This is a genomic window from Pseudomonas shirazensis (assembly GCF_050496565.1).
GTDB lineage: Bacteria > Pseudomonadota > Gammaproteobacteria > Pseudomonadales > Pseudomonadaceae > Aquipseudomonas > Aquipseudomonas shirazensis_A.
In genome coordinates, this window is the sequence record NZ_JBNWAE010000008.1 from 186,589 (window position 1) to 210,105 (window position 23,517).

The 23,517-nt window shown below is 63.8% G+C and carries 21 protein-coding genes and 1 riboswitch; of the genes, 14 read left to right on the top strand and 7 right to left on the bottom strand.

The window, feature by feature from the left end:
- Positions 1–132: 132 nt before the first annotated feature.
- The 4 genes from ACQZ2L_RS13940 to ACQZ2L_RS13955 all read right to left on the bottom strand — a co-directional run bounded on the left by ACQZ2L_RS13940 (position 133) and on the right by ACQZ2L_RS13955 (position 4,359).
- On the bottom strand, positions 133–420 hold the full coding sequence (locus ACQZ2L_RS13940; protein WP_430326651.1) for a YceK/YidQ family lipoprotein: 288 nt from the start codon (positions 418–420) through the stop codon (positions 133–135).
- Positions 417–1,046, bottom strand: coding sequence for a flavin prenyltransferase UbiX (gene ubiX / locus ACQZ2L_RS13945; protein ID WP_101322280.1), 630 nt, complete (start codon positions 1,044–1,046; stop codon positions 417–419). The genes ACQZ2L_RS13940 and ubiX overlap by 4 nt, the downstream gene beginning before the upstream one ends.
- Positions 1,043–2,392 (bottom strand): UDP-N-acetylmuramate:L-alanyl-gamma-D-glutamyl-meso-diaminopimelate ligase, encoded by a 1,350-nt coding sequence (mpl, locus tag ACQZ2L_RS13950; RefSeq protein WP_430326652.1) that lies wholly within the window; start codon positions 2,390–2,392, stop codon positions 1,043–1,045. The genes ubiX and mpl overlap by 4 nt, the downstream gene beginning before the upstream one ends.
- A gap of 68 nt (positions 2,393–2,460) precedes the next feature.
- Positions 2,461–4,359 carry a sigma-54-dependent Fis family transcriptional regulator gene (locus ACQZ2L_RS13955; RefSeq protein WP_430326653.1) on the bottom strand — a complete coding sequence of 633 codons (1,899 nt, stop codon included), beginning with the start codon at positions 4,357–4,359 and terminating at the stop codon, positions 2,461–2,463.
- Positions 4,360–4,627: 268 nt separating this feature from the next.
- On the opposite strand from ACQZ2L_RS13955, the gene exaC reads away from it, so the two are divergent.
- From exaC to ribB, 11 genes are all read left to right on the top strand, one after another.
- Positions 4,628–6,148 (top strand): acetaldehyde dehydrogenase ExaC, encoded by a 1,521-nt coding sequence (gene exaC / locus ACQZ2L_RS13960; RefSeq protein WP_430326654.1) that lies wholly within the window; start codon positions 4,628–4,630, stop codon positions 6,146–6,148.
- 232 nt (positions 6,149–6,380) lie between these two features.
- A complete protein-coding gene (eat, locus tag ACQZ2L_RS13965) occupies positions 6,381–7,829 on the top strand; it encodes an ethanolamine permease (protein ID WP_430326655.1) in 1,449 nt (482 codons plus the stop codon).
- A 49-nt stretch (positions 7,830–7,878) separates the two neighbouring features.
- Entirely contained in the window at positions 7,879–9,273 is a 1,395-nt protein-coding gene (locus ACQZ2L_RS13970) for an ethanolamine ammonia-lyase subunit EutB (RefSeq protein ID WP_314877115.1), read from the top strand.
- 8 nt (positions 9,274–9,281) lie between these two features.
- Positions 9,282–10,100, top strand: a complete 819-nt coding sequence (gene eutC / locus ACQZ2L_RS13975) for an ethanolamine ammonia-lyase subunit EutC (protein WP_430326656.1) — start codon at positions 9,282–9,284, stop codon at positions 10,098–10,100.
- A gap of 108 nt (positions 10,101–10,208) precedes the next feature.
- On the top strand, positions 10,209–10,673 hold the full coding sequence (locus ACQZ2L_RS13980) for a GNAT family N-acetyltransferase (RefSeq protein WP_101322286.1): 465 nt from the start codon (positions 10,209–10,211) through the stop codon (positions 10,671–10,673).
- A gap of 221 nt (positions 10,674–10,894) precedes the next feature.
- Entirely contained in the window at positions 10,895–11,542 is a 648-nt protein-coding gene (locus ACQZ2L_RS13985) for a DedA family protein (protein WP_314877112.1), read from the top strand.
- 7 nt (positions 11,543–11,549) lie between these two features.
- Positions 11,550–12,365, top strand: coding sequence for a zinc-dependent peptidase (locus tag ACQZ2L_RS13990; protein ID WP_430326657.1), 816 nt, complete (start codon positions 11,550–11,552; stop codon positions 12,363–12,365).
- Between the two features lie 93 nt (positions 12,366–12,458).
- Positions 12,459–12,986: an inorganic diphosphatase gene (ppa, locus tag ACQZ2L_RS13995; RefSeq protein WP_101322289.1), complete on the top strand. Its 528-nt coding sequence runs from the start codon at positions 12,459–12,461 to the stop codon at positions 12,984–12,986.
- Positions 12,987–13,306: 320 nt separating this feature from the next.
- The gene (locus ACQZ2L_RS14000) at positions 13,307–14,008 is read left to right on the top strand and encodes a LexA family transcriptional regulator (RefSeq protein WP_430326658.1); all 702 of its coding nucleotides are present in this window, start codon (positions 13,307–13,309) and stop codon (positions 14,006–14,008) included.
- 269 nt (positions 14,009–14,277) lie between these two features.
- On the top strand, positions 14,278–15,174 hold the full coding sequence (locus ACQZ2L_RS14005; RefSeq protein ID WP_430326700.1) for an alpha/beta hydrolase: 897 nt from the start codon (positions 14,278–14,280) through the stop codon (positions 15,172–15,174).
- An 85-nt stretch (positions 15,175–15,259) separates the two neighbouring features.
- A riboswitch (FMN riboswitch) is annotated at positions 15,260–15,401 on the top strand.
- A gap of 79 nt (positions 15,402–15,480) precedes the next feature.
- On the top strand, positions 15,481–16,131 hold the full coding sequence (ribB, locus tag ACQZ2L_RS14010; protein WP_430326659.1) for a 3,4-dihydroxy-2-butanone-4-phosphate synthase: 651 nt from the start codon (positions 15,481–15,483) through the stop codon (positions 16,129–16,131).
- 59 nt (positions 16,132–16,190) lie between these two features.
- Here ribB and ACQZ2L_RS14015 read toward each other — a convergent pair whose 3' ends face one another.
- Genes ACQZ2L_RS14015 through ACQZ2L_RS14025 form a run of 3 tightly spaced genes read right to left on the bottom strand, consistent with a single transcriptional unit; the run spans position 16,191 to position 19,876 of the window.
- Positions 16,191–17,384: an SGNH/GDSL hydrolase family protein gene (locus ACQZ2L_RS14015; RefSeq protein WP_430326660.1), complete on the bottom strand. Its 1,194-nt coding sequence runs from the start codon at positions 17,382–17,384 to the stop codon at positions 16,191–16,193.
- Position 17,385: 1 nt separating this feature from the next.
- Positions 17,386–18,486, bottom strand: coding sequence for an SGNH/GDSL hydrolase family protein (locus ACQZ2L_RS14020; protein WP_430326661.1), 1,101 nt, complete (start codon positions 18,484–18,486; stop codon positions 17,386–17,388).
- On the bottom strand, positions 18,473–19,876 hold the full coding sequence (locus tag ACQZ2L_RS14025; RefSeq protein ID WP_430326662.1) for an MBOAT family O-acyltransferase: 1,404 nt from the start codon (positions 19,874–19,876) through the stop codon (positions 18,473–18,475). Before ACQZ2L_RS14025 ends, ACQZ2L_RS14020 begins: the two co-directional genes overlap by 14 nt.
- Before the next feature lie 415 nt (positions 19,877–20,291).
- Here ACQZ2L_RS14025 and ACQZ2L_RS14030 point away from each other — a divergent pair, with 415 nt between their 5' ends.
- From ACQZ2L_RS14030 to dxs, 3 genes are all read left to right on the top strand, one after another.
- Positions 20,292–20,534 carry an exodeoxyribonuclease VII small subunit gene (locus ACQZ2L_RS14030; protein ID WP_101322296.1) on the top strand — a complete coding sequence of 81 codons (243 nt, stop codon included), beginning with the start codon at positions 20,292–20,294 and terminating at the stop codon, positions 20,532–20,534.
- Positions 20,531–21,418, top strand: coding sequence for a (2E,6E)-farnesyl diphosphate synthase (ispA, locus tag ACQZ2L_RS14035; RefSeq protein ID WP_150570990.1), 888 nt, complete (start codon positions 20,531–20,533; stop codon positions 21,416–21,418). Before ACQZ2L_RS14030 ends, ispA begins: the two co-directional genes overlap by 4 nt.
- A 120-nt stretch (positions 21,419–21,538) precedes the next feature.
- Positions 21,539–23,434, top strand: a complete 1,896-nt coding sequence (gene dxs / locus ACQZ2L_RS14040; RefSeq protein ID WP_430326663.1) for a 1-deoxy-D-xylulose-5-phosphate synthase — start codon at positions 21,539–21,541, stop codon at positions 23,432–23,434.
- Positions 23,435–23,517 lie beyond the last annotated feature (83 nt).

Sequence of the window (23,517 nt, forward strand, 5' to 3'; positions counted from 1 at the left end):
TCAGCACTATTACCTGTGGGAGCGGGCTTGCCGGGACGCCGGACCGCCGGACCGCCGCGAAGGGGCGCAACGCGGCCCCAAAATATGCAATCAGACTTTAATTGACCGGCACTAGCGGCTACCCCGGCAATCTCACAGCCCACCTGATGCGTTGAAGCCCACACCCAGCGCAGTCAGCAACGACAGCGGCAGCAACAGGGTATCGAGCAATGCGCTGCCGGGCAGGTCCAGCGTCGGATAAGCCGGGGCTTGCGCGCCAAAGCGATCCGCCGGGCAGCAGCCACCGTTGATCACATACCAATCCAGGCGGGTGCCGGCGTACACCACCGGCGCCCCAGGCTTGTTCGCATCCAGGGTACGCACGGTGGCGCAGCCGCCCAGCGAAGTCGCGATCAGCAAGACCAGCAACGCCCGCCTCAATCGTCGACCCCATAATGATGCTCGCCCCAGCGCGGCAGCATGTCCTGAGGGATGTTCAGCAGGTTGAGAATCCGCGCGACAACAAAGTCGACCAGATCATCGATGGTTTGCGGCTGGTGATAGAACCCAGGTGCTGCGGGCAGAATCACCGCGCCCATCTGCGACAGTTTGAGCATGTTTTCCAGGTGAATGGTCGAGAACGGCGCCTCGCGCGGCACCAGGATCAGCTGGCGGCGCTCCTTCAAGGTGACGTCGGCGGCACGCTCGATCAGGTTGTTGCAGGCACCTGTGGCAATCGCCGACAAGCTCCCGGTCGAGCACGGCACCACGACCATGGCCGCAGGCGCCCCGGAGCCGGACGCCACGGGCGACATCCAGTCTTCCTTGCCATACACGCGAATCTGCCCGGCGGCAGCGCCGGTGTATTCGGTGAGGAAGGTCTGCATGGCCTGCGCCTTGGGCGGCAGTTGCACATCGGTCTCGGTGGCCATTACCAACTGGGCGGCTTTCGAGATGAGAAAGTGCACCTCGCGGTCTTCACGCACCAGGCAATCGAGCAGGCGCAGGCCATATTGCGCGCCGGAGGCGCCGGTCATGGCCAGGGTAATCCGCTGCGGGCCGTTCACTTCAAGGCCTCGGCCAGCTTGCCGTGCAGGCCGCCAAAGCCGCCGTTGCTCATGATCACTACATGGGTACCGGGGCGCGCCTGGCCCTTGATGCGCTCGATGATCGCCTCGAGGCTGTCAGCAACAATCGCCGGCACCTTGCACTGCGCGGCAGTGCCAGCGAGGTCCCAACCGAGGTTGGCCGGGGCATACCAGATCACCTGGTCGGCATCGTTGACGCTCTCGGGCAGGCCGTCGCGGTGCGCGCCGAGCTTCATCGAATTGGAGCGAGGTTCGATCACGGCAATCACCGGCGCCTCACCGACCTGCTTGCGCAAGCCATCGAGGGTGGTGGCAATCGCAGTCGGGTGATGGGCGAAGTCATCGTAGATGGTCACGCCCTGCACTTCAGCGACCTTCTCCATACGCCGTTTGACGCTCTTGAAGGCATTCAGCCCGTCGATGGCCATGGCCGGAACGACGCCGACATGACGCGCCGCAGCCAGGGTCGCGAGGGCATTGGCAACGTTGTGCTGGCCGGTCATCGGCCAATTGACGGTGCCCTGCACCACGCCTTCGAACAGCACTTCAAACTGCGAGCCGTCGGCGCTGAGCAGGCGCGCCTGCCACTGACCGCCAGCACCGGTGGTCTGCACCGGGGTCCAGCAGCCCATGCCGATCACCCGCTCCAGAGCCTGCTCGGTGGTCGGATGAATGACCAGCCCTTCACTCGGGATGGTCCGCACCAAGTGGTGGAACTGACGCTCGATGGCGGCCAGGTCAGGGAAGATATCGGCGTGGTCGAACTCAAGGTTGTTGAGGATCGCGGTACGCGGGTGGTAATGGACGAACTTCGAGCGTTTGTCGAAGAAGGCGCTGTCGTACTCGTCGGCCTCGATCACGAAGAACGGCGTGTCGCCAAGACGCGCCGACACCGAGAAGTTCTGCGGTACGCCGCCAATGAGGAAGCCCGGGCTCATGCCGGCATGCTCCAGCACCCAGGCGAGCATGCTGCTGGTGGTGGTCTTGCCATGGGTACCGGCGACAGCCAGGACCCAGCGGCCTTGCAGTACATGGTCGGCCAGCCACTGCGGGCCGGAGACATACGGCAGGCCTTTGTTCAGCACATATTCGACTGCCGGGTTGCCACGCGACATGGCGTTGCCGATCACCACCAGATCAGGGGCTGGCTCCAGCTGCGCCGGGTCATAGCCTTGGATCAGCTCGATGCCCTGGGCTTCGAGCTGGGTGCTCATCGGCGGATAGACATTGGCATCGGAGCCGGTGACCCGATGGCCGAGCTCTTTCGCCAGCACGGCCAGGGAGCCCATGAAAGTACCGCAAATACCGAGAATATGAATGTGCATGATCGACCTCGCAAAACGTCGAGGCAGGGTAGCCCAGGGCGCGCCAATTCGCACCCGCTGATTCAGCTTCAACTGACTCGGGTGATGCCGTGTTTGCGCAGTTTTCGATACAGAGTGTTGCGGCTGATGCCCAGGTGGCTGGCGACATGGGTCAGGTGCCAGCGCAGTTGTTCAAGGGTGGCTAGTAACGCATCGCGCTCGGCATCGGCCAAAGGCGCGGCTGTGCTGGCATTAGCCGTTGCCGGGGCGGTGCGGGTGATGATCGCCGGCAGGTCAGCCAGACCGATACGCCGATCGTCACACAGCGCCACCAGCGTCCGCAGCACGTTGCGCAGCTGACGCACGTTACCGGGCCAGGCGAAGGCCAGCAGCGCCTCACGTGCCGCCGGCGCCAGCTCGAGCGGCTGGCCGTCGGCCTCCTGAGCCAGGATGAAGTCGAGCAACTGGCCCTTGTCGCTGCGCTCACGCACGGCTGGCAAGGGCACTTCGAGGCCGTTGAGACGGTAGTAGAGGTCTTCGCGGAAACTGCCCTGCTCGACCCGCTCGAGCAGGTCGCGGTGGGTGGCGCTAATGATGCGCACATCCACGGCCTGGGCCTCGCCGCCGATGGGCACTACCTGGCGTTCTTCCAAAACGCGCAGCAGGCGCGTCTGCAAAGCCAGCGGCATGTCGCCGATTTCGTCCAGCAATAACGTGCCGCCGTCGGCCTGGAGCAGCTTGCCGCGCATGCCTTCCTTGCGCGCGCCGGTAAAGCTGCCGCCGCGATAACCGAACAATTCGCTCTCGATCAGGCTCTCCGGGATCGACGCGCAGTTGATCGCCACGAACGGCTTGTGCCGGCGCTGGCTGGCCTGGTGCACCGCGTGGGCAAAGGCCTCTTTACCGCAGCCGGTTTCACCGCGCAGCAGCAGCGGCACATCGCGCTCGAACACGCGCAGGGCGCGGCCGAAGTCGGTTTGCAGGGCCGGGTCGAGCAGGCAGATCTGCGCCGCTGGCGCCGGCAAGGGCTGCGCGGCAGGCACGGTCCAGGCCGCTACCGGTGCCTGCCCGCGCAGGCTGGCAAACACCTGACGCCCATCGCGGGTGTGCAGCGGCCAGGCGGTACTGCCCTGCGGCGTCGCACGGCCGAGCAACTCGTCAAGGTTGCAGGCAAAGAACATGTCGATCGGCTTGCCCAGCACGCCACTGCGAATGCTGCCCAGCAGGTTCAGCGCGCTCTGGTTGGCCGCGCTGATCCGGCCATCACCGTCAAAGGCGAGCAGGCCTTCACTGAACAGCCCGACCGACTCGGCCTGCAGATGAAAACGCAGCAGCCATTGGTGCTGGTAGTGGCGCAGGAAGTAACAACTCTCGATCATCTTCGCCGACAGGTTGACCAGCGCCATGGTGTGGAACTGGCTCTGACGCGACACGTCGGCCCGCGCCGAGGACACGTCGAGCACCGCCAGCAGTTCGCCGTGCGGGTCGAACACCGGGCTGGCCGAGCAGGTCAGGCCGGTGTGGCGGCCACGAAAGTGTTCATTCTGATGAATGGTCAGCGCCTGGCGCTCGACCAGGCAGGTGCCGATGCCGTTGGTGCCCTCGCTGGCTTCGCTCCAGTCCGCCCCCAGCCACAGCCCGGCTCGCTCGAAGATACGCCGCTCGGTGGGCGCCGTGACGCAGTTGAGGATCACCCCATGGGCATCGGTGAGCAGCACCGCATGGCCAGCGCCGGAAAGCTGCTGGTGCAGGCTGTTCATCTCGCCGTCGGCAATGTGCAGCACCTGGCGCAGGCGCTCGCGGGTCTCCAGCAGGCGCCCGTGCTCAAGCACCACCGGCGCCTGGCTGCGCGCAGGATCAAGGTGGTAGTCCTCCAGGCAACGCAGCCACGAGCGGGCAATGGAGGGGTCGCTGCCCGGGCCGTTGCCTTCGCCGCGGGCGGCGGTCAGGACCTGTTGGGCATGCTGGCTGAACGTGGTGTTCTGCATTTGTTGTTGGACTCCGCAGATACAGTCTGTGGCCAGCATCCTCCACCCGGGAAGCCTTTGCAATGGTGCGCTGGCGTGGCCGGTACAGGCTGTACCGGCAACGGTACAAAGTGTCACCCGGCGCGTGCCAGCGCTGGCACAGCGGCTGGCCATTGCGCCCCCGACACTGAGGCAAGCCCTTGATCTACAAGGCCCGGCAGGCGCTGGCCCGACCTTTGCTCTACGCTTGATAACTCCCTAACAAACATAACTAACCAGGAGAGACACCATGCGTTACGCACATCCCGGTACCGACGGCGCCAAGGTCAACTTCAAGCGTCAGTACGGCAACTTCATCGGTGGCGAGTTCGTAGCTCCGGTCAAAGGTCAATATTTCGAAAACACCTCGCCGGTAAACGGCAAGCTGATCGCTGAATTCCCGCGCTCGACTGCTGAAGACATCGACAAGGCGCTGGACGCCGCCCACGCTGCTGCCGATGCCTGGGGCCGCACCTCGGTGCAGGATCGCTCCAACGTGCTGCTGAAGATTGCCGACCGCATCGAGCAGAACCTCGAGCTGCTGGCCATCACCGAAACCTGGGACAACGGCAAGCCGGTCCGCGAGACCCTCAACGCCGACATCCCGCTGGCGGTCGATCACTTCCGCTACTTCGCAGGCTGCATCCGCGCCCAGGAAGGCGGCGCTGCCGAAATCAACGAACACACCGTGGCTTATCACATCCACGAACCGCTGGGGGTGGTCGGCCAAATCATTCCGTGGAACTTCCCGATCCTGATGGCCGCGTGGAAGCTCGCCCCGGCCCTGGCTGCCGGCAACTGCGTGGTGCTCAAGCCCGCCGAGCAAACCCCGCTGGGCATCACCGTACTGGTCGAACTGATCGGCGACCTGCTGCCGCCAGGCGTGCTCAACGTGGTGCAGGGCTATGGCCGTGAGGCCGGCGAGGCGCTGGCGACCAGCAAACGCATTGCCAAGATCGCCTTCACCGGCTCTACTCCAGTGGGCTCGCACATCATGAAGTGCGCTGCCGAGAACATCATCCCGTCCACCGTTGAGCTGGGCGGCAAGTCGCCGAACATCTACTTCGAAGACGTCATGCAGGCCGAGCCGAGCTTTATCGACAAGGCCGCCGAGGGCATGGTCCTGGCCTTCTTCAACCAGGGCGAAGTGTGCACCTGCCCATCGCGAGCGCTGGTGCAGGAATCCATTTATCCGCAGTTCATGGAAGCGGTGCTGAACAAGGTCAAGCAGATCAAGCGTGGCGACCCGCTGGACACCGAGACTATGATCGGCGCCCAGGCCTCGCAGCAGCAGTTCGAGAAGATCCTCTCCTACCTGGACATTGCCCAGGCCGAAGGCGCCGAGCTGCTCAGCGGCGGCAAGGTGGAAAAACTCGAAGGCGCCCTGGCCACCGGCTATTACATCCAGCCGACCCTGCTCAAGGGCAACAACAAGATGCGCGTGTTCCAGGAGGAGATCTTTGGCCCGGTGGTCAGCGTCACCACCTTCAAGGACGAAGCTGAAGCGCTGGCGATTGCCAACGACACCGAGTTCGGCCTCGGCGCCGGGGTCTGGACCCGCGACATCAACCGCGCCTACCGCATGGGCCGCGGGATCAAGGCCGGTCGGGTGTGGACCAACTGCTATCACCTGTATCCGGCGCATGCCGCATTTGGTGGCTACAAGAAGTCCGGGGTTGGCCGCGAGACGCACAAGATGATGCTCGATCATTATCAGCAGACCAAGAATTTGCTGGTGAGCTACGACATTAATCCGTTGGGCTTCTTCTAGGGCGCCGGGGGCCGCTCTGCGGCCCTATCGCGACACAAGGCCGCTCCTACAGAGACCGCGTCCCCCCTGTAGGAGCGGCCTTGTGTCGCGAAAGGGCTGCGAAGCAGCCCCAAATCAAGCGAAGACGAGCTAAAGCGCCAGCTCAGAAACCCCTCTGGCGCGCTTCATGCAAGACAAATCACCAAGTGGCCGCACTCCCTTCGGCCCCCAAAAAAAATAACTGGTGAATCCAATGCCAAGCGATCATCCCGCCGGTACGCCGGCTACTTCTTCCGTCGATTTCGAAAAGGTCGGCTCCGACTATTTCCAGCAACGCGAACTGAAAAAAGGCGCCGCCGGCTGGGTCCTGCTGGTCGGTCTCGGGGTCGCCTATGTGATCTCCGGTGACTACGCCGGCTGGAACTTCGGCCTGGCCCAAGGCGGCTGGGGCGGCATGTTCCTCGCCACCTTGCTGATGGCGACGATGTACCTGTGCATGTGCTTCTCGCTGGCCGAGCTGTCTTCGATGATCCCTACCGCCGGCGGTGGCTACGGCTTTGCTCGCAGTGCGTTCGGCCCATGGGGCGGTTTTCTCACCGGCACCGCGATCCTGATCGAGTACGCCATTGCACCCGCAGCGATTGCGGTGTTCATCGGCGCCTACTGCGAGTCGCTGTTCGGCATTGGCGGCTGGATGATCTACCTGGCCTTCTACATCATCTTCATCGGCATCCACATCTTTGGTGTCGGCGAAGCGTTGAAGCTGATGTTCATCATCACGGCGGTGGCAGCGATTGCTCTGGTGGTGTTCCTGCTCGGTATGGTGCCCCATTTTGATGCAGCCAACCTGTTTGACATCGCTCCAACCAATGCCGCCGGCGCCAGCAGCTTCCTGCCGTTTGGTTATCTCGGCGTGTGGGCGGCAATTCCCTATGCGATCTGGTTCTTCCTCGCGGTCGAAGGCGTGCCGCTGGCTGCCGAAGAAACCAAGAACCCGAAACGAGACCTGCCGCGTGGCCTGATCGGCGCGATGCTGGTGCTGCTGGCGTTTGCCCTGTTGATCCTGGTGATCGGCCCGGGCGGTGCAGGCTCGGAAGCGCTGAAAGCCTCGGGTAACCCGTTGGTCGAGGCTCTGTCGAAAGCCTACGGCGGTTCGACCTGGATGGGCGGCTTCGTCAACCTGGTCGGCCTGGCCGGTCTGATCGCCAGCTTCTTCTCCATCATCTATGCCTACTCGCGGCAGATCTTCGCCCTGTCGCGCGCCGGCTACCTGCCGCGCAAGCTGTCGCAGACCAACAAGAGCAAGGCGCCGGTGCTGGCCCTGATCATCCCGGGCATCATCGGCTTCGCGCTGTCGCTGACCGGTCAAGGTGATTTGCTGATTCTGGTCGCGGTTTTCGGCGCGACGCTGTCGTATGTATTGATGATGGCGGCGCACATCACCCTGCGTATCCGCCGGCCGAAAATGGACCGCCCGTATCGCACCCCAGGCGGCATCTTCACTTCAGGCGTGGCACTGGTGCTGGCCTGCGTGGCGGTGATCGCCGGGTTCCTGGTCGATCCGCGAGTGGTAATTGGCGCTGCGGTGATCTATGCAGTATTGATTGCCTACTTTGCGTTCTACAGCCGTCACCATCTGGTAGCGGGCACACCGGAAGAAGAGTTCGCTGCGATCCAGCAGGCCGAAGAGGCCTTGCACTGATTGCCGCTACGCGCCGCAGGCTCTGCCTGCGGCGCTCTGGAGAGTCTGTATGGCAAGTTTCGTACACACGGTAGGCAACCTGGTCTACCGCTTCGACAGCCTCAAGGAAGTCATGGCCAAGGCCAGCCCGGCCCGCTCCGGTGACTTCCTCGCCGGGGTCGCCGCCGAAAATGACGGCGAGCGCGTCGCCGCGCAGATGGCCCTGGCCAACATCCCCCTCACGCATTTTTTAAGCGAAGCGCTGATCCCCTACGAAGAGGACGAAGTCACCCGCCTGATCATCGACAGCCACGACGCTGAGGCCTTCGCCCCGGTCAGCCACCTGACCGTTGGCGGCCTGCGCGACTGGCTGCTCGGCGAGCAGGCCAACGAAGACAGCCTGCGCGCCCTCGCCCCTGGCCTGACCCCGGAAATGGCCGCAGCGGTGTCGAAGATCATGCGCGTGCAGGACCTGATCCTGGTCGCGCAGAAGATCCGCGTAGTCACCCAGTTTCGCGGCACCATGGGCCTGCGCGGGCGCCTGTCGACCCGCCTGCAACCCAACCATCCGACCGATGAGCCAGCCGGAATCGCCGCGAGCATTCTCGACGGCCTGCTGTACGGCAACGGCGATGCAATGATCGGCATCAACCCGGCCACCGACAGCATCTCGTCGATTTGCGCCATGCTGGAAATGCTCGATGCGATCATCCAGCGTTACCAGATCCCGACCCAGGCCTGCGTGCTGACCCACGTCACCACCTCGATCGAGGCCATCAACCGCGGCGTGCCGCTGGACCTGGTGTTCCAGTCGATCGCTGGCAGCGAAGCGGCCAACGCCAGCTTTGGCATCAACCTGAATGTCTTGCAGGAAGGCTATGAAGCCGGCCTGTCGCTCAAGCGCGGTACCGTCGGGCAGAACCTGATGTACTTCGAGACCGGCCAGGGCAGCGCGCTGTCGGCCAACGCCCACCATGGCGTCGACCAGCAGACCTGCGAAACCCGCGCCTACGCCGTGGCGCGCCACTTCAAGCCGTTTCTGGTCAATACCGTGGTCGGTTTCATCGGCCCGGAGTATCTGTACAACGGCAAGCAGATCATCCGTGCCGGCCTCGAAGACCACTTCTGCGGCAAGCTGCTCGGTGTGCCGATGGGCTGCGATATTTGCTATACCAACCACGCCGAAGCCGATCAGGACGACATGGACACCCTGCTGACCCTGCTGGGTGTAGCCGGGATCAACTTCATCATGGGCATCCCCGGCTCCGACGACATCATGCTCAACTACCAGACCACCTCGTTCCACGACGCTCTGTACGCGCGCCAGACTCTTGGCCTCAAGCCCGGGCCGGAATTCGAAGCCTGGCTGGAGCGCACCGGTATCTTCACCCAGGCCGATGGCCGCATTCGCTTTGGCGACAACCTGCCGCCCGCTTTCCGCCAGGCCTTGGCGCAGCTCGCATAGGGATGACCATGGATCAGCACACACCAACCACCGACAACCCCTGGCTGGCCCTGCGCAGCCTGACTCCAGCACGGATTGCCCTGGGCCGCAGCGGCATCAGCCTGCCGACCAGCGCCCAACTGGACTTTCAGTTCGCCCACGCCCAGGCCCGCGATGCCGTGCACCTGCCGTTCGACCACGCTGGGCTGCGCAGTCAGCTCAGCGACCGCGGCCGCGACAGCCTGCTGCTGCACAGCGCCGCCAGTGATCGCGACCAGTACCTGCAGCGGCCTGACCTGGGTCGACGGTTGAATGAAGCCTCGGTCGAACAACTGCGCGAGCACGTCAAGGCCAACCCCGGCGGGGTCGATCTGGCTATCGTCGTGGCCGATGGCCTTTCTGCACTGGCGGTGCATCGGCACACCCTGCCGTTTCTCAGCCGCTTTGAAGAGCAGGCCGCGGCCGATGGCTGGACCAGCGCGCCGGTGGTGCTGGTCGAACAAGGCCGCGTCGCGGTCGCCGACGAGGTCGGCCAACTGCTCGGTGCCCGCATGACCGTGATGCTGATCGGCGAACGGCCGGGGCTGAGCTCGCCCGACAGCCTGGGCCTGTACTTCACCTTCGCGCCCAAGGTCGGCCTGACCGATGCTTATCGCAACTGCATCTCCAACGTGCGTTTAGAGGGGTTGAGCTACGGCATGGCCGCGCATCGCCTGCTGTATCTGATGCGCGAGGCGTGTCGGCGCCAGCTGTCGGGCGTGAACCTCAAGGACGAAGCCGAGGTACTGAGCCTCGACTCGTCAGAACCCGGCGCAAAACGCGGTAACTTTTTACTCGGCGAACAGTAGTTATCACCGATGGCGGCTGGATTGCGCTTCGCGCCTGCTTTGGGGCAGCATGGGCGCGAACGTTGTCGGCAATCTGTCGTTTGCCTAAATGGACTCTGAGGGCCGTACATGCGCATCATCAAGGCAACCCTGGCACATCTCGACCTGCTCAACCCATTGTTCGTCAAATACCGCGAGTACTACGGGCAACTGCCCTACCCGGACAGCTCACGCAGCTTTCTCGAAAAGCGCCTGCGCCTGGAGGAGTCGGTGATCTATCTGGCCTTCGCCGATGACGATGTCGACGACAGCAAGCTGCTGGGCTTCTGCCAGCTGTATCCAAGCTTCTCGTCGCTGTCGCTGAAACGGGTGTGGATCCTCAATGACATCTATGTCGCCGAAGACGCCCGGCGCATGCTGGTGGCCGACCACCTGATGCGTGAAGCAAAGAAGATGGCCAAGGAGACCAACGCCGTGCGCATGCGCGTATCGACCAGCACCGACAATCAGGTCGCCATGAAAACCTACGAGTCGATGGGCTTTCGAGAGGACACCGAGTTCAAGAACTACACCCTGCCGATCAACTCGGATTGATCGCGCTGTGGCAGCGGCGTGCAGCCGCTGCTGCAGACCCCAGCGCCGCCACGTTTGCCGCCGGCCGGTAATCCGCCGCTACAATCTCCACGGGCACGATCCGAGCTTGTCCGTATAATCCCCTTCTTACATGTGTGAAATTTTACCCATTGCCACACATGCGTAGCCGATTTCCGTCTTTGCGCGCCCGTTGTCGCGGGTCAAGAACACAGGTGCTGTACATGGATTTCAACCCGCTTGACCTTATCCTGCATCTCGATGCCTACCTTGATCTGCTGGTGAACAACTACGGCCCGTGGATCTACGCCATTCTCTTCGCGGTGATCTTCTGCGAAACCGGGCTGGTGGTGATGCCATTCCTGCCGGGCGACTCGCTGCTGTTCATTGCCGGTGCAGTGGCGGCCGGTGGTGGCATGGACCCTGTGCTGCTGGCCGGCCTGTTGATGGCCGCAGCGATCCTCGGTGACAGCACCAACTACGTGATCGGCCGCACGGCCGGCGAGCGCTTGTTCAACAAGCCCAACTCGAAGATCTTCCGCCGCGACTACCTGCAGCGGACCCATGACTTCTACGACAAGCATGGCGGCAAGACCGTGACCCTGGCGCGCTTCCTGCCGATCCTGCGCACCTTTGCGCCGTTTGTCGCTGGCATCGCGCACATGCACTACCCGCGCTTCCTGACCTTCAGTGTGGTCGGTTCGCTGCTCTGGGTCGGCGGTCTGGTCACCCTTGGCTACTTCTTCGGTAACGTGCCGTTCATCAAGCAGCATCTGTCGCTGATGGTGGTGGTGATCATCGTCCTGTCGCTGGTGCCTATGCTGCTCGGCCTGCTGCGTGGCCGCTTCGGTCGCGCGGCCAAGGCGCACTGATCGGCACATGTGGTCGTTACGCGCCTGGCGGCGCCGGCGCACCCTGGCGCGCTACCCGATCGCTGCGCCATTGTGGCAGGCCGTGCGCCAGCGCCTGCCGGTGCTCGATGGCATAACCGCCGAGGAAGATCGCTGGCTGCGTGAGGCCTGCGTGCTGTTTTTGCATGCCAAACACCTGACCTGCCTGCCCGGGGTCGAACTGGATGACGAGCAGCGCCTGCTGCTCGCCGCCCAGGCGCAACTGCCGTTGCTGCACCTGGGTGACCTTGACTGGTACCAGGGTTTTCACGAGATCATCCTCTACCCTGATGACTTCAAAAGCCCCCAGCGCCACCGCGATGCCAGCGGCGTCGAGCACGTCTATGACGGCGAGCATAGCGGCGAAGCCTGGCAACAGGGACCGGTCATTCTGGCAATGGACGGGGTACTCGCCGGTGGCGGCTGGGAGGCCTACAACCTGGTGATCCACGAGCTGGCGCACAAGCTCGACATGCTCAATGGCGATGCCAATGGCCTGCCGCCGCTGCACCACGGCATGCACGTCGGCGACTGGTCGGCTGCAATGCAGAGCGCCTACGACGACCTCAACCGCCAGCTTGATGCCAACCCGGATGCAGAGACAGCCATTGACCCGTATGCCGCGGAGAATCCTGCAGAGTTCTTCGCCGTGACCAGCGAATACTTCTTTAGTGGGCCTGACCTGCTACAACAGGCGTATCCGCAGGTCTATCAGCAATTGGTCCAGTTCTACCGGCAGGACCCGCTGGCCCGGCTGACCCGGCTGCAGGCCGAAGATCCGCAGTATTGCGCCAGTCAGCCCTGAGCTGGCCGCACATCAGGCAGGGCGTGGCGTGCACTGGCGGAATATGCCTATAATCGCCGCCAATTTTCTGAACAGACACGGGGGCCCTGCCCAATGAGCTACAGCAAGATTCCGGCTGGCAAAGACCTGCCGAACGACATCTACGTCGCCATCGAAATCCCGGCTAACCACGCCCCGATCAAATACGAGATCGACAAGGACAGCGACACCCTGTTCGTTGACCGTTTCATGGCCACCCCGATGTTCTACCCGGCCAACTACGGCTTCATCCCCAACACCCTGGCCGACGACGGTGATCCGCTTGACGTGCTGGTCGTGACGCCGTACCCGGTAGCGCCTGGCTCGGTCATCCGCGCCCGTCCGGTCGGCGTGCTGAACATGACCGACGATGGCGGCGGCGACGCCAAGGTCATCGCTGTCCCGCACGACAAGCTGTCGCAGCTGTACGTCGACGTCAAAGAGTACACCGACCTGCCAGCGCTGCTGATCCAGCAGATCGAGCACTTCTTCGCGAACTACAAAGATCTCGAGAAGGGCAAATGGGTCAAGATCGAAGGCTGGGCCGGCGCCGATGCCGCCCGTGAAGCGATCACCAAATCGGTTGCTGCCTACAAGGGCTGAGCCGAACAAGTCTGAGCGCGCTGCCGTTCAGACCGTGTATTGGGGCCGCTTTGCGGCCCTTTCGCGACACAAGGCCGCTCCTACGGGACCGCGTATATCCACGATCTCTGTAGGAGCGGCCTTGTGTCGCGAAAGGGCCGCAGAGCAGCCCCAATCCAGGCGACGCATAAATAACCTGAATCGCCTATCCCACAACAAACTCACTGCCCACCTGCACCACCCAAGTCCTAGGAAACGTCCTACAAACCCCCAATTTTCCTACAACAAAATCAAACCCTCAGTTCATTTTCCTGCCGCTCTGCCCCCGCTAAACTTCGCCCATGACAACATCCGGCGACCGCCTCAAGGCACTCCTGCAAGAATGCGACCTGACCCCTTCCGATTTCGCCGCCCAGCGTTGCGTTACCCCCCAGCACGTCAACAATTGGTTCAAACGCGGTGTGCCTCTGGCACGCATGGACGAAATGGCCGATCTGTTCTGCGTGCACCGGCGCTGGCTGATGAACGGCGTAGGGCCCAAATACCACAGCGCCATCCTGCGCCAGAGTGGTGCCTGCACGCAGGCATTGAACCAACCCACCTCGCTGCTCGACCTCGACGGCCGGCTGCTGCGGATCTCCCTCTACCGGCTGCACGGCAACCAGCTGTCACCTGACATGCAGGGCCACCTGACCCTGCCGGCACAATCCCTGGAAACCCTCGGCGTGTTTCCTCAGCGAGCGATCTGCATGCTCATGCCCGCCGGCAACATGGCGCCGATGATCCCGCGGGACGCGATCATTGCCATCGACCGCGGCAGCACGCATGTAGTCGACGGCCAGACCTACGCCCTGCTGCACAACGGCCAGCTCAAGGTGCACAGTCTCAGCCTCGAGCACGACGACACCCTATGCCTGCACAGCCATGACCAGCGTAACTACGCGGTCGAGCGCTACACCGCCGAGCAACGCCAGGAGCAAGGGCTGGAAATCATCGGCTGGGTATTCCACTGGTCATATTTCAACCAACGGGCCAGCGCCTGAAATACCTCGTGCCATTTTTTGCTGGGCATCGGCTGCCAGCCCTAGTATGCTTCGGCCCACATTACGCCCCACACCGGCCCAGGCCGCGTTGCAGAGGGCTCGGCGACGCCTGACACAGCCGTCTGCCTTCTTTTTCATGGCCCTTGAGGTCATACCGTTTAAGGCGGTTGCGGCTTACCAAAAATGAGCCAAGATCGTCCCCGAGAAGCCGGCCACAAGCCGGCTTTTTAATGCCCGCGATTCCGCCGATCCCTTGCAGGTAGCCCATGATGAAAATCGTCCCGCTGCTGATTACCCTTCTGTTCGGCCCCGTCGTCGTTGGCCATACGCTTGCAGCGCCACCTGCGCGCGAGCAGGCGGTCGATTCGAGCCGGCTGCAAAACGACAGTCAGGCCTATCGCTTCAGCACCTTCAAGCTGGACTCCGACGATGGCAAGCGCCATTACCAATTGTGGGTCGGCCAACCCAACAGCCCGGCCCCGGCTGCCGGCTACCCGGCGCTGTGGATGCTCGACGGCAATGCAGCGATGGCTGTGCTGCAACCGGGGCTGTTGGAGAAGCTCGCCAATGGGCAAGCCCCACTGCTGGTCGCCGTGGGTTATCAGGGAGAGCAACGCATTGACCGAAACGCGCGCAGCTTCGATTACACGCCTACCGTTGCAAGTCAGGCCGAACAGCTAGACCCGCTGACAGGTCTGCCCAGCGGGGGCGTTGACGCGTTTCTGGACCTGCTCAGCCAGCGCATGCGTCCGCTGGTCGCCAGCGTAGCGCCGATCGATGCCAACCGGCAGACGCTGTGGGGCCACTCCTATGGCGGCCTGGCAGTCCTGCATGCACTGTTCACCCGCCCAGGCGAGTTCAGCCACTATGCAGCCGCGAGCCCTTCGCTGTGGTGGCACGACGGCGCGATTGTGCGCGAGGCACAAGGCTTACAGCAGCGCCTGGGTCAGGCCCGACCGACTCTGTTGCTGATGCGCGGCAGCGCCGAACCCGCTAGCCCACGGGCGCCGCAGCAGGTGGACGCCGAGCGGCCAATGCGCGAGCTGGCGGCCGAACTCGGTCAGCTCAACGGCCTGCAGGTGACCTACCAACGCTTCGATGGCCTTGGCCACGGCGCCATGTTGCCGGCATCGCTCACCCACCTGCTGGAAACCCAGTCGAACTAACGCCTGCGCCCGGGTGCAGTTGCCGTCTGCGCCGAAAGTCGCAGACCAGCGCTTGCCAGCCCGGTGCCTCGGTGCTGTATGCTGAGCCGGTCTTCAGGGCGGGGTGCAAGTCCCCACCGGCGGTAAATCGAAAGATGAGCCCGCGAGCGCCCCGACCCGGTCGGGGGACAGCAGATCTGGTGAGATTCCAGGGCCGACGGTCATAGTCCGGATGAAAGAAGGCGTTTGGCAGGGGCCATCAGGTCCCCCTGCGCGCGCGTTTTGTTCGCCCCGAGACGTTCATCGATTTTTCACGAGGAGCGTTTCATGTTACCCAAGCACCAACAGCAATTCCCCAATGTTGCCGCCGCACTGGCTGCATTCCAGGCTGGCCGACCGGTCCTGTTGCTCGACGACAATGACCGCGAGGACGAAGCGGACATCATTGCCGCCGCCGAAAACATCTCGCTGCAAACCATGGCCATGATGATCCGCGATTGCAGCGGTATCGTCTGCCTGTGCCTGGACGAAGCCACGGTCGACGCGCTCGAGCTGGCGCCGATGGTGAAGAACAACCAGGCCCGCCATGGCACCGGCTTCACCGTCACCATCGAAGCGGCCGAGGGCATCACCACGGGTGTCTCTGCGCATGATCGGATCACCACCATTCAGGCGGCGCTGAGCTCGAGCGCCGAGCAGCGTCATATCGTCAGCCCGGGCCATGTGTTCCCGCTGCGTGCGCGCAACGGCGGCGTGCTGACCCGCCGTGGTCACACCGAAGGCACGGTCGACTTGGCGCGCCTGGCCGGTCTGCGGCCGGCCGGCGTGCTCTGCGAACTGATGAACCCGGATGGCAGCATGGCCCGCGGCGAGCAGGTGGCCCTGTATGCGCGTGAAAACAGCATGCCGATGCTGACCATCGAGGAGCTGGCCCAGTACCGCGTGGCGCTGACCCAGCTGGAAGCCGTCGCCGTCTGATCGCAACTGGCGCTAGGCGAGCCGGATATCCGGTTTGCCGTGCGCTAGCCTTGATGGCGCTAGCGCAAGCCTAGCGGCCCTTTCAAAAACTGATACAAGCCCGCCGCACTCTTGCGATAGCCATCTGCGGTCAGGTGCACCAGATCACCCCGCGCCAGCCCCTGTGCCTGCCACGTTGCAATCGAGCACGGCCCACCCATGTAACCCTGCCAATCCCAGAACAACGCCTTGTGCTTCTGCGCCAGCCGGCGCTGGATCCGCACCACTGCGGCCAATGGCTGCGGCTGGCGTGCTGCACAGCTGCGCGCCTTGCGCTGCTTGATCGAGTCGGGTGGGCCGACCAGCAGGATCGCGCTGCGCGGCATACCCTGGCGCAAGCGGGTCAGGGTGGTGTCCAGCTGCGTCTGGTACAGCGCCAGATCGAGGGTGTCGTCAAACGCCTCATTGGTGCCGTAGGCGAGAATCACCAGGTCGGGCCGCAGCGCCTTGAGGCTGTCTTGCCAGCCTGGCTGCCACTTGTCGACCACCTCCAGGCGGGCGCCGTTTATGCCCAGCGTCGACAAGGTCACCCCGCTGTTCTTCTGCCCCTGGATGTACCAGCCGCCGAGCAGTACGCCCTGGCTGGCCTGCAGGCTCATCTGCACGGGCAAGCCGAGGTTGGGGAAGGCCGGGCTCAACTGCCACTTGCCGGCGGTGGCCGGGAGCATGCGCCGCTGCGTGCCATTGGCCACCAGCGTACTGTTGCTGGCAGCCTGGTACAACGCAGAGATGCGATAGCGCTGGTGGTCATCATCACGCGCCTTGAGGGTGACCACCGGCTGCGCCGCTTGCGGGATGGACAGATAGCCACCCAACGGGAACTGACTGCTCTGCTGGTTGCGCGCCGACACCAGCGTCCACTGCCGCGGCTCGCTGTTGATGATCACCCGGTCATGGCGGATGCCGGGCACGGCGGTGGCCGGCACCAGGCCAATGCCACCGTCACCGTAACGCGCCTGCAGCAACCGCCGCAGCTCGCCGCTGAACAGGTCGGCGGCGGTATGGGAGTCGCCCAGCTGGACAATCGCCACCGGCGCTCGGCCGGCGTTGCGCAGCTTGCCCGCGAGCAGGCTGACGTTGCCGTCCCGAGTCGGGCTGGGCGTTTTAGCCTGCTTGACCGGCTGCGGCTGGGGCGGCGCGGTTACGCCCGCGCTGCAGCCTTGCATGCTGCCGATCAACAGGGCCAGGCCCAGCAAGTGACGCCATGGGCGCATATTAGTGTCCTGTAACGGTCAGGCCAGCAAAACTGATCAGCGACAGTACCTGTGCAGCGATCATTTTCTGGCCGGTAATGGTGAAGTGCACACCGTCGTCGTAGCGCACCTTGACCCGCTTGCCTTCCGGCGTTTGCACGGTGAAGGAGAACTGCTCGTCGGGGTAACCCAGAAACGGGTTGGCGGACACGAAGTGCTGGCCGAACAGCGCCGCCTGTTGTTGGTACAAGCCACTCAGGTAAGCCATTGCAGCAGATAACCGCGGCTGGTTCATGTTCGGTGGCCCGACCCAGATTACCTGCACATTCCGCGCGCGGGCCTGTTCGAGGATAGCGTCGATCCGGGCACGGTAGGCCAGCTCCCAGTCCGCTGACTTGAAGCGCAGGAACGGCTTGCCCTTGCCTTGCGGCATGTCCCAGGGATCGTTGGGGCCGAGGAAGACTACCATCAGGCGGATGTTCGGCTCCCGCGCCAGGGTGTCGGCGACGGTTTGCGGCCAGTTGAAAAAGCCCGGATAAGCCAGGCCAGTGCTCTGCCGGCTGAGGTTGACGGTGTTGATCTGGTAACGCTTGCGCAGGCTGTTGGCCAGATGAGGGGCGACCCCTTGCATCAACGAGTCGCCGACCAGAAACACCTGGTCACCGGCGGCCAGGACCACGCTGCTACCGGTTTGCGTCAATGGCACTGGCGTCTGCTGGGTAACCGGCAGCGGCGCACTTGCGCCAGGCTCGGCCACCCTGTGCACGGCATCGGACCTGGCCGCAGGCAGCGGTTGTTCGAGATCGACTGTCACCACCGGCATGCTCGGCGCCAGCACGGTTGTGGCTGGCGCCGCGACCACCTGCTTGTCGCCCTCTAGGCTGGCGATGAAACTGTCGCGCGCCTCGCCCAACGCTGCGGTCAGGCTGGCCCCGAAGCGCCAGGCCGGCGCTTGCCCAACCAGCGGCAGCTCGCAGCTCTGGTGATATTTTTGTTGGCAGTAGAGCTTGATCGAGTCCTGGTTGAGCCAGAACAGGATGCCCATCACCACCACGATCGCGTAAAGCGCCTTGGCCGCGTCCAGCTGCACCCGCAGCAATTGCCCTGGATTAGAAGCTGGCATAGATGAACCCCGGCACGCCCGACTGCGAGGCGAAGATGATCAACGACACGAACAGCGCCAACGGCACCGGGTACAACTGCCATGGCAGGCGTTGGCTGGCCGCCAGGCTGCGCTCGAGCAGCTTCAGCACCTGTGGATAAACGGCCACATACAGCACGCAGGTGAGGATCAGCAGCCCAGCGGACGAGTTCAGCCCGGCCAGGCTGACCTGGGCGATATCCGCCAGCATCTCCAGGGCGCCGTCGAGGGTCGGGCTGCGGAAGAAGATCCAGGCAAAGGCGACGTAGTGGAAGGTCAGCAGGCGCGCCAGCAGCCCTGCCCCCGGTACCTTGGCGAAGCCCGGTGCCGATTGTGCGAACAGCTTGTAGATGGCCAGGCCGATGCCGTGCAGCGCGCCCCAGATCAGGAAGTTGGCGCTGGCGCCGTGCCACAAGCCGGACACCAGCATGGCCAGCAACATGTTCAGGTTGCCGCGCCAGGCGCCGTGGCGGTTGCCGCCCAACGGGATATACACATAGTCACGAATGAACCGCGACAGGCTGATGTGCCAGCGCCCCCAGAACTCCTTGAGGTTATGCGCGGCGTAGGGTGCCGCGAAGTTGTCCGGCAGGCGAAAGCCCAGCAGCAGGGCAATGCCAGTGACCAGATTGGTGTAGCCGCTGAAGTTGAAGTAGATCAGCAGGCTGTAGCCATACACGCTCAGCAGCACCTGCTCGGGGCTGGCACTGCCCGGGGTGTCGAACACCGGATCGACCCACTCGCTGCCTAGCCAGGCGCTGAAGAAGAACAGCTTGACCACCGCCATGGCGATCAGCCCCAGCGCCCGTTGCGGCTCCAGCACCTGGCGCATCGCCTCGGGGCGAATCTGCGGCAGCATGTGCAGGGCCCGATTGACCGGGCCGGCCACCAGGCTTGGGAAAAACGCCAGATACAGGGCAAGGTCCAACGGCGCCGCCGGGCTCAGCTCGCGGCGGTTGATCGAGACCAGGTAACTGACCGAGTGAAAGGCATAGAACGACAGCCCGATCGGCACCAGCAGTTCGACGATGGGCAACGACAGATCAAGGCCCAGCGCAGCCAGGGCGTTTTGTGCGCCGCTGACGAAGAACTCCTGATACTTGAACAGATAGAAGCAGCCCAGCACCAACGTCAGCAGCAAGCCGCTGATGAACCAGCGCCCGGGATAGCGCGCCGCAAGCAGCCCCAGCGCGTACACCAGCACGCTGTAACCGAGCAGGATATACAGCGACTGCAGGCTGAAGCTGGCCACCAGGCCATAGCTCGCCGCCAACAGCAGTGCGTTCTGCAGACGCAGGCTCCAGCACAGGCTCCAGTAGAGCAGGAAGAACAGCGTGAAGCAGAGGCCGAATTCGATCGAAAGGAAGCTCACAACGTAGTCCGTTACGTGATGTGGAGAGAGGGGCGGTAAAGCACCGGAATAGAGCGCGCGGGATTATGTCAGAGGGGGCTGGGGGGGACAATCGGACGAGTCTGTAAAACGCAAGATGGGTTTGCCGCGGTAAATGCTACAAAATGCGACAGGATTTGTTTCGGTTCGAGTATGCCGGGGCTGCTTTGCAGCCCTTTCGCGACACAAGGCCGCTCCTACGGGGACCATGCAAGCCGCTGGTACGCGGTCACTGTAGGAGCGGCCTCGTGTCGCGAAAGGGGCGCATCGCGCCCCCGGCAATCTGGAACAGTCCAAAGACCTCGAAAACCACTACCTGCTCAACCCCGTCCAATTTGCTCCGCATGCCCGCCTCTGCTAGTGTCGCGCCGTTAAGATCGCCACCGAGACCGTCGCCATGGCCCGCAAAAAAACCTCCATCGATTTCGAGCAATCCCTCGCCGACCTGCAAACCCTGGTCGAGCGACTGGAGAACGGTGAACTGTCGCTGGAAGAGTCGCTGGCCGCCTTCGAGCAAGGCATCGCCCTGACCCGTGACTGCCAGGGCGCGCTCGCCCAGGCCGAGCAAAAGGTGCAGATTCTGCTCGAGCGCGACGGCGAACTCGCCGCGCAACCGTTCGACGCCGAGCCCGAAGCATGATCAAAGCCTATCAGGCCAGCTGCCAGGCCCGCGTCGACGCGGCCCTAGAGCCGCTGCTGCAAGCACCTGCCGAACAACTGCAACGCCTGTATGCCGCCATGCGCTACAGCGTGATGAACGGCGGCAAGCGCGTGCGCCCACTGCTTGCCTATGCCGCCTGCGAAGCCTTCGGCACGCCGGCCGAGCAAGCCAACGGCGCAGCCTGTGCGGTCGAGCTGATCCACGCTTACTCGCTGGTTCATGATGACCTGCCGGCGATGGACGATGACGACCTGCGCCGCGGTCAGCCGACCACCCACAAGGCGTTTGACGAAGCCTGTGCGATTCTCGCCGGTGATGGTCTGCAGAGCCTGGCCTTCACCGCCCTGCTCGACCCAGGCCTGAGCCCGCAAGCCGACTCGATCCGCCTGGCCATGGTGCAAACCCTGGCCAACGCTGCCGGCCCTGCCGGCATGGTCGGCGGCCAGGCCATCGACCTCGGCTCGGTTGGGGTCAAACTGGATCAGCAGGCGCTGGAATACATGCACCGGCACAAAACCGGTGCTTTGATCGAAGCCAGCGTACGCCTTGGCGCCCTGGCCAGCGCCCGCGCCGATCAAGCGCAGCTGGATGCGCTGCAGGTGTATGCCCGCGCGGTCGGCCTGGCCTTCCAGGTACAGGACGACATTCTCGATGTCGAGAGCGATACCGCGACCCTGGGCAAACGCCAGGGTGCTGACATAGCCCGTGACAAACCAACGTACCCGGCCCTGCTGGGACTGGACGCGGCCAAGGCCTATGCCGGCGAACTGCGTGACCAGGCCCTGGCGGCGCTGAGCGGCTTTGGCGAGCACGCCGAACCCCTGCGTGCGCTGGCCCGCTATATCGTCGAGCGCCGCCACTGACGGTACTGCCGGTACCCGCTCGCGTTGCATTGGCAGCGCGGCGGTGAACCTGAGTGAATGGGCAGTTTGCCGAACAATGGGGTAAACTGCCGGGTCTTCAAACCTATAACGACTCGCCTGATGCCCACGACGTTTCAAGAGATCCCCCGCGAACGCCCGGCCACTCCGCTGCTGGACCGCGCCGACACGCCCGCCGGCCTGCGCCGGCTGGCCGAAGCCGACCTGGAGAACCTGGCCGACGAGTTGCGCCAGGAGTTGCTCTATACCGTAGGCCAGACCGGCGGGCACTTTGGTGCCGGCCTCGGTGTGATCGAACTGACCGTAGCCCTGCACTATGTGTTCGATACCCCCGATGATCGTCTGGTCTGGGACGTCGGCCACCAGGCCTACCCGCACAAGATCCTCACTGGCCGTCGCCAGCGCATGCTCAGCCTGCGCCAGAAGGACGGCATCGCCGCCTTCCCGCGTCGCTCCGAGAGCGAGTACGACACCTTTGGCGTCGGCCATTCCAGCACCTCGATCAGCGCTGCGCTGGGCATGGCCATCGCTGCCCGCCTGCAAAACAGCGCGCGCAAGTCGATTGCGGTGATCGGTGACGGCGCGCTGACCGCCGGCATGGCCTTCGAGGCGTTGAACCACGCCCAGGAAGTCAACGCCGACATGCTGGTGATCCTCAACGACAACGACATGTCGATCTCGCGCAACGTTGGTGGCTTGTCCAACTACCTGGCCAAGATCCTCTCCAGCCGCACCTATGCGAGCATGCGCGAAGGCAGCAAGAAGGTCCTCTCGCGCCTGCCTGGCGCCTGGGAAATCGCCCGCCGTACCGAAGAGTACGCCAAGGGCATGCTGGTCCCCGGCACCCTGTTCGAAGAGCTCGGTTGGAACTACATCGGCCCGATCGATGGCCACGACCTGCCGACCCTGATCGCCACTTTGCGCAACATGCGTGACCTCAAGGGCCCACAGTTCCTGCACGTGGTGACCAAGAAGGGCAAGGGTTTCGCCCCGGCCGAAGTCGACCCGATCGTCTATCACGCCATCACCAAGCTCGAACCCGCCGACAAGCCAGTGGTGCCGCAGCAAGCCAGCGGGCCGAAGTACTCGGCAGTGTTCGGCCAGTGGCTGTGCGACATGGCGGCTGCCGACCCGCGCCTGGTGGGTATCACCCCGGCGATGAAAGAAGGCTCCGACCTGGTCGCTTTCAGCGAGCGTTACCCCGAGCGCTATTTCGACGTCGCTATCGCCGAACAGCACGCGGTGACGCTGGCTGCCGGTATGGCCTGTGAAGGCGCTAAGCCGGTGGTGGCGATCTACTCGACGTTCCTCCAGCGTGGCTACGATCAGCTGATCCACGACGTGGCCGTGCAAAACCTCGATGTGCTGTTCGCCATCGACCGCGCCGGCCTGGTTGGCGAAGACGGCCCGACCCATGCTGGCGCTTACGATCTGTCGTACCTGCGCTGCATTCCCGGCATGCTGGTGATGACCCCGAGCGACGAGAACGAGCTGCGCAAGATGCTCAGCACCGGCCACCGTTACAACGGCCCGGCCGCCGTGCGTTATCCACGCGGGACCGGCCCGAATACGCCGATCAGTGCCGACCTCGACCCGATCGAGATCGGTAAAGGCGTGGTTCGCCGCCAGGGCAAGACCGTCGCCCTGCTGGTGTTCGGCGTGCAACTGAGCGAAGCCCTGCAAGTGGCTGAAAAGCTCGATGCGACCGTAGTCGACATGCGTTTCGTCAAACCACTGGACGAGGCTCTGGTGCTGGAGCTGGCGGCCAACCACGAGTTGCTAGTGACCATCGAAGAAAACGCCATCATGGGCGGCGCTGGCGCTGCGGTTGGCGAATTCCTCAGCCGCGAGGCGGTGCTCAAGCAGTTGCTGCACTTGGGGCTGCCAGATACCTATGTCGAGCACGCCAAGCCTGCGCAGATGCTGGCTGAGTGCGGCCTCGACGCGGCTGGCATCGAAGCCTCGGTGCGGGCACGGATGGCCAAGCTCGGCTTGTGATTGCTGGGGGCCGCTCTGCGGCCCTTCGCGGGCAAGCCCGCTCCCACAGGGTTCGGCGGCGCTGCTAAATCTTGTGGGAGCGG